The organism is Streptomyces sp. NPDC006463, from assembly GCF_042870715.1.
Lineage (GTDB): Bacteria > Actinomycetota > Actinomycetes > Streptomycetales > Streptomycetaceae > Streptomyces.
In genome coordinates this window covers 55,230-70,927 of the sequence record NZ_JBIAHP010000017.1, presented here as the reverse complement: position 1 = coordinate 70,927, position 15,698 = coordinate 55,230, and the positions used below count along the sequence as shown (strand labels likewise).

The following is a 15,698-nucleotide window of genomic DNA, read 5'->3' as shown; positions in this document are numbered from 1 at the left end:
TGCACGTGCAATGCGGGTCACACGGTCACTAGTTGGGCGCCGCGACCGCCGCCGATGGCCGGATCGGGAGCCTGTTCACCGGGCGGCCCGTGGCGGCCCGGACCGCCGAGGCTACCGCCGCCGGAGCCGTCACCACAGGGATCGCGCTCGCCGCCTTCGCGCCGAAGGGGGCCACCACGTCGCGTTCCTCGACCAGTTTGACGATGCGCACCACCGGGGCGTCCAGCGACGTCGGCAGGGCGTAGCCCGTCAGGTCGGGGTGGCGGACCAGGCCGGAGACCGTGCGGAGGTTCTCCGTCAGGGCCGCGCCCACGCCCTGGGTCACGCCCGCTTCGATACGGGCCGCCAGCTGGCGCGGGTTGAGGACGCGGCCCACGTCCTGGGCCACGGCCAGTTCGACCACGCGCACCGAGCCCAGCTCGATGTCCACGTCCACCACCGCGCGGATCGCGCAGAACGCGAGGCCCACGAACGCGTCGCCCTGGCCGTCCCCGTCCAGGGGTTCCGTCGGATGCGGGCGGCACTGGGCCGTCGCCCAGAGTTCCTTGCCCTGCATCGCCTCCGTGACCGTCGTGGAGAACGCGCCGTCGTACGACGTGATCCGGCCGTCCGCGATCTGGAGGAGTTCCGTGGACATGCCGAGCTTGTGCGCCATCGGCTGGAGGAGCTGCGTGCGGACCATCTTCGCCGCCCGCTCCACCGCGCCGCCCGACACCCACGTGTGGCGGCCGTGCGCCGACGGGCCGGCCGGCGGCTGGTCCGTGTCGACCGGAGCCGTCGTCACATCGTCGACGCCCAGGACCTCCTGGACGATCTGACGGGCCAGCGTGGCGAAGCCCTGGCCCGTGTCGACCGCCGCGCAGATGACCGTCGCCACGCCGTTGACCACCTTCACGGTGGCCGTGGCGACCTCGTCGGCGCCCTCCGCGCCCAGCATGTGCACCATGCCGACGCCGTAGCCGACCCCGCGCCGCACGGCGCCCGGCTCACCGGCGCCCTCCGGACCGCCCGGCAGCAGCCACTCGTCCTCCGGGGTGTCCTTCGGGAGCGACGGCAGCTCGGAGTCGCGGACCGCACGCAGGAGTTCCGCCACCGGGGCCGGGCACGTCACCGTCTGGCCCGTGGGGAGCAGGTCGCCGGTCGCCAGGACGTTGCGCATACGGAGTTCCGCGCCGTCGATGCCGAGCGCGGCGGCGAGCTTGTCCATCTGGCCCTCGTACGCCGCGCACACCTGCATGGCGCCCTCGCCGCGTACGTGGCCCGACGGCGGGTTGTTCGTACGGACCGCCCAGCCCTCGACGAAGGCGTGCGGGACGACGTACGGGCCGCAGGCGAAGGCCACGGCCGCCGCGAGGGATTCCGAGGACGAGTCCGCGTACGCGCCCGCGTCCATCAGGATCTGGGCCTCGACCTTGACCAGCCGGCCCTCCGCGTCCGCGTGGTGGCGGTAGCGCAGCAGGGTCGGGTGGCGGTGGGTGTGGCCGAGGAAGGACTCCTCGCGGGTCGCGGCCAGCTTGACGGGGCAGCCCGTGCGCAGGGCGAGGAGGCCGAGGGGGAGCTGGAACGCCGCGTCCTCGCGGTCGGCCGTCGCGCCCGGGACTCCGGTGACCACGACGCGCACACGGTCCGGTTCGAGACCGAAGCAGGCCGCCGCGAGGTCGCGGTCGGTGTGCGGGTCGGTGGAGGCGGTGTACAGCTCGACTCCGCCGTCGGGCCGCGGCACGGCCAGCCCGGCCTCGGCGCCGATGGGCGCGGGGTCCTGGCGGCCGATCCGGTACAGGCCCTCGACGACGACCTCGCCGGTGGCCTCCGGGTCGCCGTAGCGGAGCGGGATGTGCCGGATCAGGTTGCCGTCGGGGTGCAGGGCGGGCGCGCCGAAGGCCTGCTCGGGGTCGGTCACCGGGTCAAGCAGCTCGTACTCGACGGCGATCGCGGCCGCGGCGAGCCGTGCCGTGTCCGGGTGGTCGGCGGCGACGGCGGCGATGGGCTCGCCGTGGTGGCGTACGACGTCGTGCGCGAAGACCGGCCGGTCGGCGATGCGGCGGCCGTGCGTGGTGGCGCCGGGGACGTCTGCGTGGGTGACGACGGCGCGCACGCCGGGCATCTCCGCGGCGGCCGAGGTGTCGATGGAGAGGATCCGGGCGTGGGCGTGCGGGGAGCGCAGCACGGCGGCCCACAGGAGGCCCTCGGCCCACAGGTCGGCGGCGTAGGGGAAAGTGCCCTCGGTCTTGGCGCGGGTGTCGACGGCCGGGACGGAGGCTCCGATTCCGCGCGGTACCTGCTGCTCCGGGACCTCGGGGGCGGCCGAGGCCGTGACCGTGGCGTTCATGGTCGTCGTCGTGGCCGTCGCCGCGTCCTGCGCGCTCACACCGTGCCTCCGTGGTGGATGCCGCCCTCGCCGGGCTGTGCCTGATGCGGAATGCGCGGCTCAGGGAAACCCTGAGCCGGAACCTGACCGGCGGGCTCGGCCGCCGCCGAAGCCGCCGAAGCCGCCGAAGCCGACGCCGTCGCCTCGCGCTCGGCCACGACCTCGCGCACGGCGTCGATGACCCCCGCGTAGCCGGAGCAGCGGCACAGGTTGCCGCACAGGGCCTGACGGGTCTCCAGCTCGCTGGGGGCGTGATTGCCCTCCAGCAGGTCGTGGATGGTCATGGCCATGCCCGGCACGCAGAATCCGCACTGCACCGCGCCCGACCTGCACAACGCCTGCTGCACGTCCGAGAGTTCCCCGTTGGTCGCGAGACCCTCGACGGTACGGACCTCGCTCCCGGCGGCCGTCGCGGCCGGCACCAGGCAGGAGGCGACGAGCCGGCCGTCGACCTGCACCGCGCAGGCGCCGCATTCGCCCTGCGAGCAGCCGTCCTTGGCGCCGGCGAGGCCGAGGCGCTCGCGCAGCACGTAGAGCAGGGACTCGCCGATCCAGGCTCCGGTGACGGGCCGGTCGGCGCCGTTGACGCGCAGGACGTAGGAAGCCTGCGGGTGCTCGTGATGGGCGACGGCCTCGGCTGCCGCTGCTCCTTCTTCGTACGTCGGCCCCCCGGGCGGGAAACCTTCGGCGGTGTCCTCGGCCGGCGGTGCCACAGCGGTGTCGGCGGTGTCGCCGGTCGGCGTGGGCCCGGCCGGGATCCCGGCCGGTGCCGGGTCGGCTCCGGCGAAGCCGTGCCCGTCCGCGTCGGCCGGCTCCACGCCGGCCCGTTCCGCCTCGACCTCGTGCTCGGGTCCCGCGTCGGCCTCGGGCCCAGGCCCTGCCTCGGGCTCGGCCTCGGCCTCGGGCTCGGCCTCGGGAGTCGCCTGCGGCTCGTGCCCGAATGCCGCGAAGCCCCGTCCATCGCTACCGGCGGGCTCGGCCGCCTGCTCGAACCGCACGGGCTCGGACACCACGGGCTCTGACACCACGGGCTCGGCCTGCGCAGGCTCGGCCTGCACGGGTTCCGCCGCCGCCCCGGCCCGCACTCCGCCGAAGAGGTCCAGGCCGTCGGCGGCCACCTGCCGCTCCGCCGTCTCGGCCACCGGGTGCGGCCGCTCCCCCTCGACCTGCATCGCCGCCGTACCGTGCGCGGCCTCGATGTCGTGCGGGGCCGGGTGCACCGGCTCGCCCGCCTCCGGGAGCGGGGTGCCCACACCGGGGCCGCCCAGCACGCGCGGCCCGCGCGGCGGGGCGCCGACCCCGGGCCCGCCGAGCAGCCGCCCGGCGGCCGCCGCCGTGGCAGTGGCCGCCGCGGCCGAAGCCGCGGCCGCCTCGTCCGTACCCGGCAAGGTCCCCTGGTCCTGCTGCAGCGCCGCGAAGTCGGGGTGGTTCGCCCACGGGGCCGGGGCCCCGCCCGGCAGCGTCGCCGGAGCCTGGCTCCAGTCGGCGTCCAGCGCGCTCTGCCGGAAATCGGCGGGCTGCCCGGCGGAGTCCGCCACGGCCCACTGCCCGGTCGCCGAATCCGCGTCGGGGAAGCGCCACTCCGCCGTCGCCCCCGGATCGGGCTCCGGCTCCGGCTCCGCGAACGCCGCGGCCACCGACGCCGGGATCGGGATCGACGCCGGGATCGGCCCGCCGACCGGCGCCGGGGCGTGAGCCTGGGCGGGCGCCGAAGCCGGGTCCGCCTGGACCGGGGTCCCCGCCTCCGGCCACTGCACCGGAATCGACCACGTACCCGTGGCCGCCGGATCCGTGGTGGCCGAGCCGAGCGGCACGATCATCGGTGGCGGCACGTACCCGTGCCCGGGCGCGGCCAGGGGCTCCCCCGTGCCGAGCGCGTCCAGCATGTCCTGCGGCAGCTTGACGAAGGCCGTCGCGTCGGAGTCGTACTCGCCGCCCTGCGGGACCGGTTCCCAGCCCCAGCCCGCCGTACCGTTCCCCTGGGTCACGTTCTCGTTCTCGTTCTCGCTCATGAGGTCAGTGCCCTCCCGAGGGCCCTGCGTGCCAGCACGGCCACCGTCCGCCGCAGATGCAGTACACCGGGGGCCACGGGTTCGCCCTGGTCGGGCACGCAGGCGGCCGCGACGTACTCGCCGAAGGCATCCAGTGCCTCGGGGGCCAGGGTCCGCTCCCCGTCCCAGTCGATCAACGAGGCCACCCACTGTTCGGCCTCCAGCGGCCGAAGCGGCATCGGGGCCACCGCGCCGATCGCGCAGCGCACACCCCGGCGCGCGGGGTCCAGTACGAGCCCCACGGACGCCACCGCGCGCCCCGGCCCCGTACGCCCCGTGGCCTTGAGGAACACCTGGGGCGCGTGCAGCAGCGGCACCCGGACGAAGCCGATCAGGTCTCCCGGGCTCAGCATCTCGCGGCCGGCCAGCAGGTGGGACACGGGGATCTCGCGCGACCCGCCCGGGCCGACGATGACGAGTACGGCTTCCAGCGCGGCCAGCACGGGCAGGGCGTCACCCGTGGGCGCGGCGCTGGCGATGTTCCCGCCGAGGGTGCCCGCGTTGCGGATCTGCGGGGGACCGGCGGCTCGGGCGGCGGCCGCCAGCGCGGGGATCAGAGCGGCGAAATCCGGCCGCCCCATCCGCGCGTGGGTCAGACCGGCGCCGAGCAGCGCGTGCCCGTCCTGGTACTGCCAGCCGCGGATCTCGTTGATCCGCCCGAGGCCCACCAGCGCGGCGGGCCGCAGCAGTCCGGCGTTGACGGCGGCCATGAGGTCGGTGCCGCCGGCCACGGGCACGGCGGCGGGCATGGCGGTGAGCGCCGCCACGGCCTCGTCGAGCGAGGTCGGCAGCGTCACGGACTGCGCCGACTGCGGCCCCTGAACTGAATGCGGTGCGTGCGTGGTCAACCCAGCTGCCCCTTCCCGATGTCCCGGTCACGGCGCTCACGCCTGTCCGCCGTACGGTACGTGCTCACCGCCGGGACGTGGCAACTCTGGCACATCTTCCCGGCCGCCCCGCGCGAGGGTCGGCCCGGCGCCCCACGGCCGCCCCGCTGCCGAATTCCCTCTCCCGGGCGCGGTCCGGGCCTCCGCCCTCAACTGCCTGTTTTTCCCCGTATCACCAGAAATCCAGCCAGAGTTCCCGCTCGCGTTGTCACACGTTCGGGGGCGCTCCCTCGATCGGCCGCCCGACCACCCCCGGACGCCGCTGCCACGGCAGCGGGCCGCCCGGCGGCCGGTAGCCGACGCCCAGCGCGTCCAGCCGCGCGTAGTGAGCCGCCTCCATCCGGGCCTCGAAGCGGGCGAAGTCCCTTTCCCGCGGCTCCGCCAGCCGCGACCACACCACCTCGGCGAAGGCCGCGAGCCGCGGGAACACCTGGTAGTCGACGCGGCCCTGGTCCTCCATCACCTCGGTCCACACGTTGGCCTGCGCGCCGAGCACGTGCGCGGCCGCCTCCGCCGACAAATTCGGTGGAACCGGCTCAAACCGGTACACGTCCTCCAGCGAGCGCACGTACGCGATGGGCATCGGCTCCTCGGCGCCGCCCGCCTGTCGGTAGTCCAGGTAGACGTGCTGCTCCGGGCACATCACCACGTCGTGCCCGGCCTCGGCGGCGGCGATCCCGCCCCCGTACCCGCGCCACGAGGAGACGGCCGCCCCGGGTGCGAGGCCGCCCTCCAGGATCTCGTCCCACCCGATCAGCCGCCGCCCCCGCTCGGCGAGCCAGGTGTCGAAGTGGCGGATGAACCAGGACTGCAGCCCGTCCTCCCCGTCCACCCCCAGCTCCCGGATCCGCTCCTGGGCCGCCGCGGAGGCCTTCCACTGCGCCTTGGGGCACTCGTCGCCGCCCACGTGGACGAAGGGCGAGACCTCGGCGGGGAACAGCTCCAGCAGTTCCTCGAAGACCCCCTCGTAGAACCGCAGCACGGCCTCGGTCGGCGCGAGCACGTTCTCGCTGATCCCCCAGTCGTCCCAGACCTCCGGCGGCCGGGCGCCGGCCACGTCCGCGTTGCCCAGCTCCGGGTAGGCGGCGATCGCGGCCTGCGAGTGCCCCGGCAGGTCGATCTCGGGGACCACCCGGACGTGCCGCTCGGCGGCGTACGCGACGATCTCGCGGATGTCGTCCCGCGTGTAGTAGCCGCCGTGCGGGGTCTCGTTCCACAGCGGGGAGGCACGGTGGCCCCGCCTGCTGCGCGCCCGCCACGCGCCGACGCCGGTCAGCCGCGGGTAGCGCCTGATCTCGACCCGCCAGCCCTGGTCGTCGGTCAGGTGCAGGTGCAGCACGTTCAGCTTGTGCGCGGCGAGCAGGTCGATGTACCGCAGCACCCCGTCCTTGGGCGTGAAGTGCCGGGCGACGTCGAGCATCATCCCGCGCCACCCGAACCGGGGACCGTCCTCGATCCCGGCGTACGGCAGGCTCCACGCGCGGCCGGGCAGCGGGGCCTTGCGGTACGCGTCCGGGCCCAGCAGCTGACGCAGCGTCTGGGCGGCCCAGAAGAGTCCGGCCCCGCTCGCGCCGACCAGCAGCGCCCCCGCGGCGTCGACGGTGATCCCGTACGACTCGGGCCCCGCGCCCGCACCGTCCGGCGCCCGGTCCCCCGCGCCCGCACCGTCCGGCGCCCGGTCCCCCGCGCCCGCACCGTCCGGCGCCCGGTCCCCCGCGCCCGTCCCCCGCTCCGGGTCGACGCGCAGCCGGATGTCCGCGGCCCGGCCGGGCCCCGCGGCCGGCAGGCTCCAGCCGGTGGCGGCGCCGAGCTCGCGGCGCAGCCAGCGGGCGACGCCCTCGCCACCCGGCCCGGCTTCGAGCGTCGGCTCGGGCCCGAACTCGAAGCGGAGCCCGTCCCCGTGGAAGACGGCGGCCCGGGGTGCGGGAATCAGGTCCATGCGTCAGCCCTTCGCAGCAGCCTGTTGCGCCCTGCGCAACGCGCGTTCCGCAGAGTGCTCGTCGCGGCGACCCTAGTACGCCGAAGGCCCCCTGGATACGCCGTTGCGTACCCAGGGGGCCTTCGTGCAGCCGTGGAGGGCGGGACTACTTGTCCTTGCCCTTGTCCTTGTCCCCGCCGGGGCCCATGGACTCGTAGATCTCCTTGCACATGGGGCAGACCGGGTACTTCTTCGGGTCCCGGCCCGGTACCCAGACCTTGCCGCAGAGCGCGACGACGGGGGTCCCGTCGAGGGCGCTCGCCATGATCTTGTCCTTCTGGACGTAGTGGGCGAAGCGCTCGTGGTCGCCGTCACCGTGGGACACCTGCGGCGTCGGCTCTACGAGGGTCCCCGTGCCAGTCCCGCGCTCGGGCTCAAGAGTGCTCATGCCACCAGGGTACCGATCCCCGTGCGCGTCAGTTCAGCGACGGGTCGTCCGGATAGGTGGCAACCATCGCGAGTTCGTTGCGCTGGCGGCGCAGCACCGCCCGCCAGAGCCGCTCCGGGTCCGGGAAGGACACGTCACCGGGCTCCGACTCCACCACGTACCAGGCTCCGTCGCCCAGCTCGTCCTCCAGCTGGCCCGGGCCCCAGCCCGAGTAGCCGGCGAAGATGCGCAAGGACCCCAGCGCCGCGGCCAGCAGTTCCGGCGGCGCCTCCAGGTCGACCAGGCCGATCGCCCCGTGCACCCGGCGCCAGCCGAGGGGACCCTCCTCGCCCGGGATGACGGCGATGCCCAGGGCCGAGTCCAGCGCGACGGGCCCGCCCTGGAAGACCACGCCCGGATCTCCCGCGAGGGGCGCCCACGGCAACAGGACGTCACCGACGCCCACCGGGGTCGGCCGGTTGAGCACGACGCCGAGCGAGCCCTGCTCGTCGTGGTCGAGCAGCAGCACCACCGCGCGGTCGAAGTTCGGGTCCGCGAGGGCGGGGGTGGCCACGAGCAACCGCCCTGTGAGGGAGGACACCTCGGTCATGCCGCCATGATCCCCCACATTCGCCTTCCGCGGGGAGCGCGCGGGGGGATCGGATCTCACGCAGCTCAGGGCGCACGGCAGCAGGAGGGAGGGCGCGCGGGCGGCGCGACCGGAATGCGACACTCCGCCATGAGGTGGATACGGAGGGTGTTGTGCGGAATTGATGACAGTCGGATGGCCGCGTCAGCCATGCGAACAAAGGGGTGATGGCCCTTACTCTTTTCTCTGGCCCCCTGCCCACCCCACTCCGGAACGCGAGATTCATGACCGGCACAGTCAGTGACGATGTACTGCTTGTCCACGGCGGTACCCCGCTTGAGGGCGAGATCCGTGTCCGCGGTGCGAAGAACCTCGTGCCCAAGGCCATGGTCGCCGCTCTGCTCGGCAGCGAACCCAGTCGGCTGCGCAACGTTCCCGACATCCGTGACGTCCGGGTCGTGCGCGGTCTGCTCCAGCTGCACGGGGTGACGGTCCGTCCCGGCGAGGAGCCGGGCGAGCTGGTGCTCGACCCCACCCACGTCGAGAGCGCGAACGTCGCCGACATCGACGCCCACGCGGGCTCGTCGCGCATCCCGATCCTGTTCTGCGGCCCCCTGCTGCACCGCCTCGGCCACGCCTTCATCCCGGGCCTGGGCGGCTGCGACATCGGCGGCCGGCCGATCGACTTCCACTTCGACGTGCTCCGCCAGTTCGGCGCGACCATCGAGAAGCGCGAGGGCGGCCAGTACCTGGAGGCCCCGCAGCGCCTCCGCGGCTGCAAGATCCGCCTCCCGTACCCGTCGGTCGGCTCGACCGAGCAGGTGCTGCTGACGGCCGTCCTGGCCGAGGGCGTCACCGAGCTCAGCAACGCCGCGGTGGAGCCGGAGATCGAGGACCTCATCTGCGTACTGCAGAAGATGGGCGCGATCATCTCCGTCGACACCGACCGGACCATCCGGATCACGGGCGTCGACCGCCTCGGCGGCTACAACCACAAGGCGCTCCCGGACCGCCTGGAGGCCGCCTCCTGGGCTTCCGCGGCCCTGGCGACCGGCGGCAACATCTACGTGCGCGGCGCCCAGCAGCGCTCGATGATGACCTTCCTGAACACCTTCCGCCGGGTCGGCGGGGCGTTCGAGATCGACGACGAGGGCATCCGCTTCTGGCACCCCGGCGGCCCTCTGAACGCCATCGCGCTGGAGACGGACGTGCACCCCGGCTTCCAGACCGACTGGCAGCAGCCGCTCGTGGTGGCCCTGACGCAGGCCTCGGGCCTGTCGATCGTGCACGAGACGGTCTACGAGTCCCGGCTCGGATTCACCTCGGCGCTCAACCAGATGGGTGCTCACATCCAGCTGTACCGCGAGTGCCTGGGCGGCTCGGCCTGCCGCTTCGGCCAGCGCAACTTCCTGCACTCGGCGGTCGTCTCCGGCCCCACCAGGCTGCAGGGCGCCGACCTGGTCATCCCCGACCTGCGCGGCGGATTCTCGTACCTGATCGCGGCGCTGGCGGCCGAGGGCACCTCGCGGGTCCACGGCATCGACCTGATCAACCGCGGCTACGAGAACTTCATGGAGAAGCTCGTCGAGCTCGGCGCGAAGGTCGAACTGCCGGGCGGCGACCTCGTCTGAGCCGTAACCGGCCGTCAGAAAGCCCCCCGGGCCCCGCAAGGGCCCGGGGGGCTTTCTCGTGGCCCCGGGGGGCGCACAGTGGCACACAGCGTCCCGTACGGGCCAACGGCGGCCCGGCCACGGCCCGGAGAGGCCCGGGACGGCCCAGGACAGGCCGAAGGGCGGCCGCCCCGTCCGGGGTGGCCGCCCTTCGCCGTTCCACGCTTCTACGCGCCTGCGCGGCCGTCCACGTGACCGGCGCGCGTACTACTCACCGTTCCAGAGACCTGCGCGGCCTCCGGCGCCGGGGGCAGGACTACTTGCCCTTGGCGGCTTCCTTGAGCTTGGAGCCCGCGGAGACCTTCACGCTGTAGCCGGCCGGGATCTGGATGGGGTCGCCGGTCTGCGGGTTGCGCGCGGTGCGAGCGGCACGGTGGGTGCGCTCGAAGGTCAGGAAGCCGGGGATGGTGACCTTCTCGTCGCCCTTGGCGACAATCTCGCCGACGGTCTCGGCGAGCGCGGCCAGAACGGCGTCGGCGTCCTTGCGGGTCACCTCGGCGCGCTCGGACAGAGCGGCCACCAGCTCACTGCGGTTCATGTTGTACTCCCGTGTTCAACTTGCCTTAGAGGCGTGAGATCGAAGCCGATGCTGCCAGGGCCCTCGGACAGTCCCCGGACCCGGGTCTGAACGTCAGACCCTCTCGCCCGGTTACGCATCCTGCCCCCACCAGCGGCGGGAAAGCCAATCCGGCACCCGCCGGGGTCACACGAAAAGCGCCACAGTCACGCCCCGGTGACCCTCCGTCCACGTCCTCGCTCAGACTCTGCTGCGGACCGCGGACCTCGCGGGCATCCCCGCAACCCTAGAGGCGGCCCGGCGGGCCTGCATCTCGCGACGCGCCGGGATCAGGCGACCGTGAGGGCGGTCACAGCGCCGCCGGACCGCCCTCACGGTGGCGGTCACACCCGGCGCTCGCGCCGGCCGTGACCGCCGGCCGTCACACCGCCGAGGCCGCCTTGCGGACGGCACCCGCGACCGCACCCGCGACCTTGTCGTTGAACACCGACGGGATGATGTAGTTCGCGTTCAGCTCGTCCTCGCCGACGACGTCCGCCAGGGCGGTCGCGGCGGCCAGCATCATGTCGGTGTTCACCGTCCGCGACTGCGCGTCCAGCAGGCCGCGGAAGACGCCGGGGAAGACCAGCACGTTGTTGATCTGGTTGGGGAAGTCGGAGCGGCCCGTGGCGACCACGGCGGCGGTCTGGCGGGCGACAGCCGGGTCCACCTCGGGGTCCGGGTTCGCGAGCGCGAACACGATCGCGCCCTCCGCCATCGCGGCCACGTCCTCGCCGGACAGCACGTTGGGGGCCGAGACGCCGATGAAGACGTCGGCGCCGACCACGGCTTCCTTCAGAGTGCCCGTGTAGCCCTCGGGGTTGGTGTTGTCGGCGATCCAGCGCAGCGGGGAGTCGGGGGCCGCGTCGACGAGGTCGGGGCGGCCCGCGTGCACGACACCGTGGATGTCGGCGCTGACGGCGTTCTTGACGCCCGCCGCGAGGAGCAGCTTGAGGATGGCCGTACCGGCCGCGCCGGCGCCGGACATGACCACCTTGACGTCCCCAACTGCCTTGCCCACGACGCGAAGTGCGTTGGTGAGCGCGGCGAGCACGACGATCGCGGTGCCGTGCTGGTCGTCGTGGAAGACGGGGATGTCGAGGGCCTCGCGCAGCCGCGCCTCGATCTCGAAGCAGCGCGGCGCGGAGATGTCCTCTAGGTTGATGCCCGCGAAGCCGGGGGCGATGGCCTTGACGATCTCCACGATGGCGTCGGAGTCCTGGGTGTCGAGGCAGATCGGCCACGCGTCGATGCCGGCGAAGCGCTTGAAGAGGGCCGCCTTGCCCTCCATGACGGGCAGCGCGGCCATCGGGCCGATGTTGCCCAGGCCCAGCACGGCGGAGCCGTCCGTCACGACTGCGACGGAGTTGCGCTTGATGGTGAGGCGGCGCGCGTCCTCGGGGTTCTCGGCGATGGCCATGCACACGCGGGCCACGCCCGGGGTGTAGATCATCGACAGGTCGTCACGGTTGCGGATGGGGTGCTTGGACGCCATCTCGATCTTGCCGCCGAGGTGCATGAGGAAGGTTCGGTCGGAGACCTTGCCGAGGCTGACGCCCTCGATGCCGCGCAGCTTCTCGACGATCTCGTCCGCGTGCGCGGTGGAGGTCGCGGCGATGGTGACGTCGATCCGGAGCTTCTCGTGGCCGGAGGCGGTCACGTCGAGGCCGGTGACCGAGCCGCCGGAGGACTCCACGGCGGTGGTGAGCTGGGAGACCGCGGTTCCGCTCGCGGGCACTTCCAGACGGACCGTCATCGAATACGAGACGCTGGGCGCCGTTGCCATGGCCGTGTTCCTCTTCTGTCCCTGGTTTTCGCTGTACACACAGGGCCCGGCACACGGCAGGTGTGGCAGGACCTGTTGTCCGATCGTCCCACCTACCCGCCGGTACAAGGTAACCAGCTACAAATTTCGGAAGAACACTTCCACCATACGAGATAGCTGAGGGCTGTGGAATGGTGGGTCCATACAAAACAGGTCCGCGCCCCCCGCTGAGCGGAGGGCGCGGACCTGGTGATGCACACGTATAAGACACCGACCCGCCATGCTCGCCTCGCGGCAAGTGGTCGCTCTAAGCGACGAAGGTTGGGCCCGGGGGCTTGGATCGAGTCGGTGCCTTCACCAGGCTAACAAAGGATCGCCGGATACGGTCCCCCTCCAGGCGGCCGGTTCTGCGCACCACGCTCCTGGCCGCGGACCATACGGCCGTACGGCCCGGGAGCTACGGAATCAGCAGCTCCGGCACCCCGTCCGCGCCGGGCCTGTCCCGGTCGCCCGAGACCACCGTGAGCTGCTGCGTGGCACGCGTCAGCGCGACGTACAGCACCCGCAGGCCCGCCGGGGACTCGTCCGCGATCTCCGCCGGGGAGACGACCACCGTGGCGTCGTACTCCAGGCCCTTGGCCTCCAGGCTGCCGAGCGCCACCGCCCGCTCGCCGAGGTCGGCGAGCCACCCCGCCGCCTCCGCGCGCCGGTCCATGGCCACGACCACGCCGACGGTGCCGTCCACCTGCTCCAGCAGCCTGCGGGTCTCCTCCCGTACCGAAGCGCCGAGATCGTCCCCGGCGGCCGTGAAACGGGGCTCCAGGCCCGTGGAACGCACCGCCGACGGCGGTTCCATGCCGGGCATCGCCAGACGCAGCACCCGGGAGGCGACCTCGGCGACCTCGGCCGGGTTGCGGTAGTTCACGGTCAGCGTGAACCGTCGGCGCGGCCGGGTCCCCAGGGCCTCGTCGCGGGCCGCGGCCGCCTCCTGCGGATCGGTCCACGAGGACTGCGCGGGGTCGCCGACCACGGTCCAGGTGCCCATCCGGCCCCGGCGGCCCACCATCCGCCACTGCATCGGCGTCAGATCCTGGGCCTCGTCCACGATGACGTGCGCGTACTCGGTGCGCTCCGCCGCGAGCCGCTCGGCCCGCTCCCACTGGGTCTCCTCGCGGGTCGGCATCAGCTCCTCCAGCCCGCTGAGCTGGTCCAGCGGGTCCATCTCCCGCCTCCGCCTGGGCCGCGCGGGCGCGCCGAGCAGCTGCTGGAGCTCGTCCAGCAGCGCCACGTCGTGCACGGAGAGGGGGCCCTTGCCGTCCGGGCCCACCCGGCGCAGCGAGCGGGCCAGCTGGCGGGTCTCGCGCGGGTTCAGGTCCCGGCGCGACCAGCGCCCGAGCTTGCGCTCGTCCGCCATGGCGGCGAGCACCCCCCGCGGGGTCAGCTCCGGCCACCAGGCGTTCAGGAAATCGATGAAGGCGTCCTCGGTGGAGATGTCCTCGTCGAAGGCGGAGCGCAGCTCGGCCGCCAGCTCCGGGTCGCTGTGCCGGCCGGCCCCGCCGGACTTCGCGTACAGCGCGTCCAGCAGCAGCTTGCGGGCGCGGGGGCGCAGCAGGTTGACGGGGGCGGTGCCGCCGAGCACGTTCTGCCGGATCCGGTTCAGCTCGTCGGCCTCCAGCTCCTGGCGGCGGCCGAAGGCCACCACCCTCAGCCGGTCCGGGGCGTCACCGAGCTCCAGTGCGCCCCGTACGGCCTTGCGCAGCACCTTCAGCATCCGCGAGGAGCCCTTGATCCGGGCCACGGCCGGATCGTCGTACGTGGTCGCCTCGGCGCCGTCGACCAGCGAGCCGAGCGCCCGGATGGCGACCTGGCCCTCCTCGCCGAGGGAGGGCAGCACGCCCTCGGTGTACGCGACGAGCAGCGGTGTCGGCGAGACGATCAGGATGCCGCCGGAGTAGCGGCGCCGGTCCTGGTAGAGCAGGTAGGCGGCGCGGTGCAGGGCGACTGCGGTCTTGCCGGTGCCGGGCCCGCCCGCGACCTCGGCGACCGAGGCGGCGGGGGCCCGGATGACCAGGTCCTGCTCGGCCTGGATGGAGGAGACGATGTCCCGCATGGAGTGCGTACGGGCCCGCCCGAGCGCGGCCATCAGGGCGCCGTCGCCGAGCGCGGGGAGCTCCTGGCCGTCGAGGAAGGCGGTGACCTCGGGGCGCATCAGGTCGTCCTCCACGCCGAGCACCTTGCGGCCCTTGGAGCGGATGACGCGGCGGCGCACGACGCGGCCGGGGTCCTTGGGCGTGGAGCGGTAGAACGGCGCGGCGGCCGGCGCGCGCCAGTCGATGACCAGCGGCGCGTAGTCGGAGTCCAGGACTCCGATGCGGCCGATGTGCAGCGTCTCGGCGATGTCGGCCGTGAGGTCCTCGCGGATCGCGTCGTCGGCCGGCTCGACGGAGGTGTAGGCGCCGTCCGGCCCCTTCTCCCCGTCCTTCCCGAGCACCAGGTCGATGCGGCCGAAGAGGAAGTCCTCGAACTCGTTGTTGAGCCGGTTCAGGTGGATGCCCGCCCGGAAGACCTGCGCGTCGCGCTCGGCGAGCGCCCCGGGGGTGCCCACCTGACCGCGTTTGGCGGCGTCGTTCATCAGGAACTCGGCCTCGTGGATCTTCTCCTCGAGGCGTCGGTACACCTGGTCGAGATGCGTCTGCTCGACCGCGATCTCCCGATCGCGGACGGAATCCGCCGTGCTGTCGACAGCGGCATTCTGCGCGGCCACCAAAGCCCCCTTCTGACGTGCATGGGCGACCGTCAACCGTACGCGAACCGGCACCCTGTCCGCACGCCCGTTCCGGAACCGGCGGGGCCTGGCCTACACCGACCCCGCGGCCAGGGCCCGGCGGCGGTGCCGGGCGACGCGCTCCCGGTTGCCGCACACCTCGCTGGAGCACCAGCGTCGCCGGTGCCCGCGGGAAGTGTCCAGGTAGACCCTGGTGCAGCCGTCACCTTCGCAGGCCCGCAGCAGCGCCAGGTCGCCGGGGTCGGTGAGCAGCTCGACGGCGTCCCGGGCGACGGCCGCGAGCAGCGCCCCGCATTCCACGCCGCCGCACAGCTCCCGTACGAGGTGGCCCTCCTGGTCCCGTACGGCACACAGGCCCGGGGGTGGTCCGGCGGCCAGCGCGTTGACCCGGGCGAGCGCCTGTTCGTCGGGGCCGGTCCCGTCCAGCTCCGCCCGTACGAGGGTCTCCACATCGCCGCGCAGGTCCCGGAAGGCGGCGGCCCAGTCGGGGCCCACCCGCGCGAGCGGCGTCCGGTCGGGCACCAGCCCGGCCCCGGCGAGCCACTGCCGCAGCTCGTCGCCGTCCCGGATCTCCTCGGCCACCAGGTCCAGGCAGACCCGCCCGGCGTCGAACCGCATGCCCGTCACCGCCTCGCGTCTCGGGGGCGCCGCCCCACCAGAGTGCCCCCAGCCGCAGCGCAGC

11 protein-coding genes are annotated in these 15,698 nt (G+C 73.6%); 1 reads left to right on the top strand and 10 read right to left on the bottom strand.

Going from position 1 to position 15,698, the window contains the following annotated elements:
* Positions 1 to 28 precede the first annotated feature (28 nt).
* The 6 genes from ACFYOB_RS27840 to ACFYOB_RS27815 all read right to left on the bottom strand — a co-directional run bounded on the left by ACFYOB_RS27840 (position 29) and on the right by ACFYOB_RS27815 (position 8,261).
* Entirely contained in the window at positions 29 to 2,329 is a 2,301-nt protein-coding gene (locus ACFYOB_RS27840) for a xanthine dehydrogenase family protein molybdopterin-binding subunit (protein WP_388564124.1), read from the bottom strand.
* Between the two features lie 35 nt (positions 2,330 to 2,364).
* Entirely contained in the window at positions 2,365 to 4,380 is a 2,016-nt protein-coding gene (locus tag ACFYOB_RS27835; protein ID WP_388563960.1) for a 2Fe-2S iron-sulfur cluster-binding protein, read from the bottom strand.
* Positions 4,377 to 5,267 carry an FAD binding domain-containing protein gene (locus tag ACFYOB_RS27830; protein ID WP_388563958.1) on the bottom strand — a complete coding sequence of 297 codons (891 nt, stop codon included), beginning with the start codon at positions 5,265 to 5,267 and terminating at the stop codon, positions 4,377 to 4,379. The genes ACFYOB_RS27835 and ACFYOB_RS27830 overlap by 4 nt, the downstream gene beginning before the upstream one ends.
* A 247-nt stretch (positions 5,268 to 5,514) precedes the next feature.
* Positions 5,515 to 7,245, bottom strand: a complete 1,731-nt coding sequence (locus ACFYOB_RS27825; protein ID WP_388563956.1) for a beta-N-acetylhexosaminidase — start codon at positions 7,243 to 7,245, stop codon at positions 5,515 to 5,517.
* Between the two features lie 145 nt (positions 7,246 to 7,390).
* The gene (locus ACFYOB_RS27820) at positions 7,391 to 7,672 is read right to left on the bottom strand and encodes a DUF3039 domain-containing protein (protein WP_328925954.1); all 282 of its coding nucleotides are present in this window, start codon (positions 7,670 to 7,672) and stop codon (positions 7,391 to 7,393) included.
* Positions 7,673 to 7,700: 28 nt separating this feature from the next.
* Complete coding sequence (locus tag ACFYOB_RS27815; protein WP_388563953.1) at positions 7,701 to 8,261, bottom strand: YqgE/AlgH family protein; 561 nt, start codon at positions 8,259 to 8,261, stop codon at positions 7,701 to 7,703.
* Between the two features lie 263 nt (positions 8,262 to 8,524).
* On the opposite strand from ACFYOB_RS27815, the gene murA reads away from it, so the two are divergent.
* Positions 8,525 to 9,871: a UDP-N-acetylglucosamine 1-carboxyvinyltransferase gene (murA, locus tag ACFYOB_RS27810; RefSeq protein ID WP_328925956.1), complete on the top strand. Its 1,347-nt coding sequence runs from the start codon at positions 8,525 to 8,527 to the stop codon at positions 9,869 to 9,871.
* Positions 9,872 to 10,166: 295 nt separating this feature from the next.
* Here the strand turns inward: murA and ACFYOB_RS27805 are convergent, their stop codons facing one another.
* From ACFYOB_RS27805 to ACFYOB_RS27790, 4 genes are all read right to left on the bottom strand, one after another.
* Positions 10,167 to 10,448, bottom strand: coding sequence for an HU family DNA-binding protein (locus tag ACFYOB_RS27805; protein WP_007264399.1), 282 nt, complete (start codon positions 10,446 to 10,448; stop codon positions 10,167 to 10,169).
* Positions 10,449 to 10,848: 400 nt separating this feature from the next.
* Positions 10,849 to 12,252, bottom strand: coding sequence for an NAD-dependent malic enzyme (locus tag ACFYOB_RS27800; RefSeq protein WP_328925957.1), 1,404 nt, complete (start codon positions 12,250 to 12,252; stop codon positions 10,849 to 10,851).
* A 436-nt stretch (positions 12,253 to 12,688) separates the two neighbouring features.
* Entirely contained in the window at positions 12,689 to 14,995 is a 2,307-nt protein-coding gene (locus ACFYOB_RS27795) for a HelD family protein (protein ID WP_388563950.1), read from the bottom strand.
* A gap of 93 nt (positions 14,996 to 15,088) precedes the next feature.
* Positions 15,089 to 15,634, bottom strand: coding sequence for an ABATE domain-containing protein (locus ACFYOB_RS27790; RefSeq protein WP_328925959.1), 546 nt, complete (start codon positions 15,632 to 15,634; stop codon positions 15,089 to 15,091).
* Positions 15,635 to 15,698 lie beyond the last annotated feature (64 nt).

Coding starts and splice junctions, on each gene's coding strand:
- ACFYOB_RS27820 (WP_328925954.1), bottom strand. CDS start 7,672: ATGAGCACTCTTGAGCCCGAGCGCGGGACTGGCACGGGGACCCTCGTA.
- ACFYOB_RS27800 (WP_328925957.1), bottom strand. CDS start 12,252: ATGGCAACGGCGCCCAGCGTCTCGTATTCGATGACGGTCCGTCTGGAA.
- ACFYOB_RS27835 (WP_388563960.1), bottom strand. CDS start 4,380: ATGAGCGAGAACGAGAACGAGAACGTGACCCAGGGGAACGGTACGGCG.
- ACFYOB_RS27805 (WP_007264399.1), bottom strand. CDS start 10,448: ATGAACCGCAGTGAGCTGGTGGCCGCTCTGTCCGAGCGCGCCGAGGTG.
- ACFYOB_RS27790 (WP_328925959.1), bottom strand. CDS start 15,634: ATGCGGTTCGACGCCGGGCGGGTCTGCCTGGACCTGGTGGCCGAGGAG.
- ACFYOB_RS27825 (WP_388563956.1), bottom strand. CDS start 7,245: ATGGACCTGATTCCCGCACCCCGGGCCGCCGTCTTCCACGGGGACGGG.
- ACFYOB_RS27840 (WP_388564124.1), bottom strand. CDS start 2,329: ATGAACGCCACGGTCACGGCCTCGGCCGCCCCCGAGGTCCCGGAGCAG.
- murA (WP_328925956.1), top strand. CDS start 8,525: ATGACCGGCACAGTCAGTGACGATGTACTGCTTGTCCACGGCGGTACC.
- ACFYOB_RS27815 (WP_388563953.1), bottom strand. CDS start 8,261: ATGACCGAGGTGTCCTCCCTCACAGGGCGGTTGCTCGTGGCCACCCCC.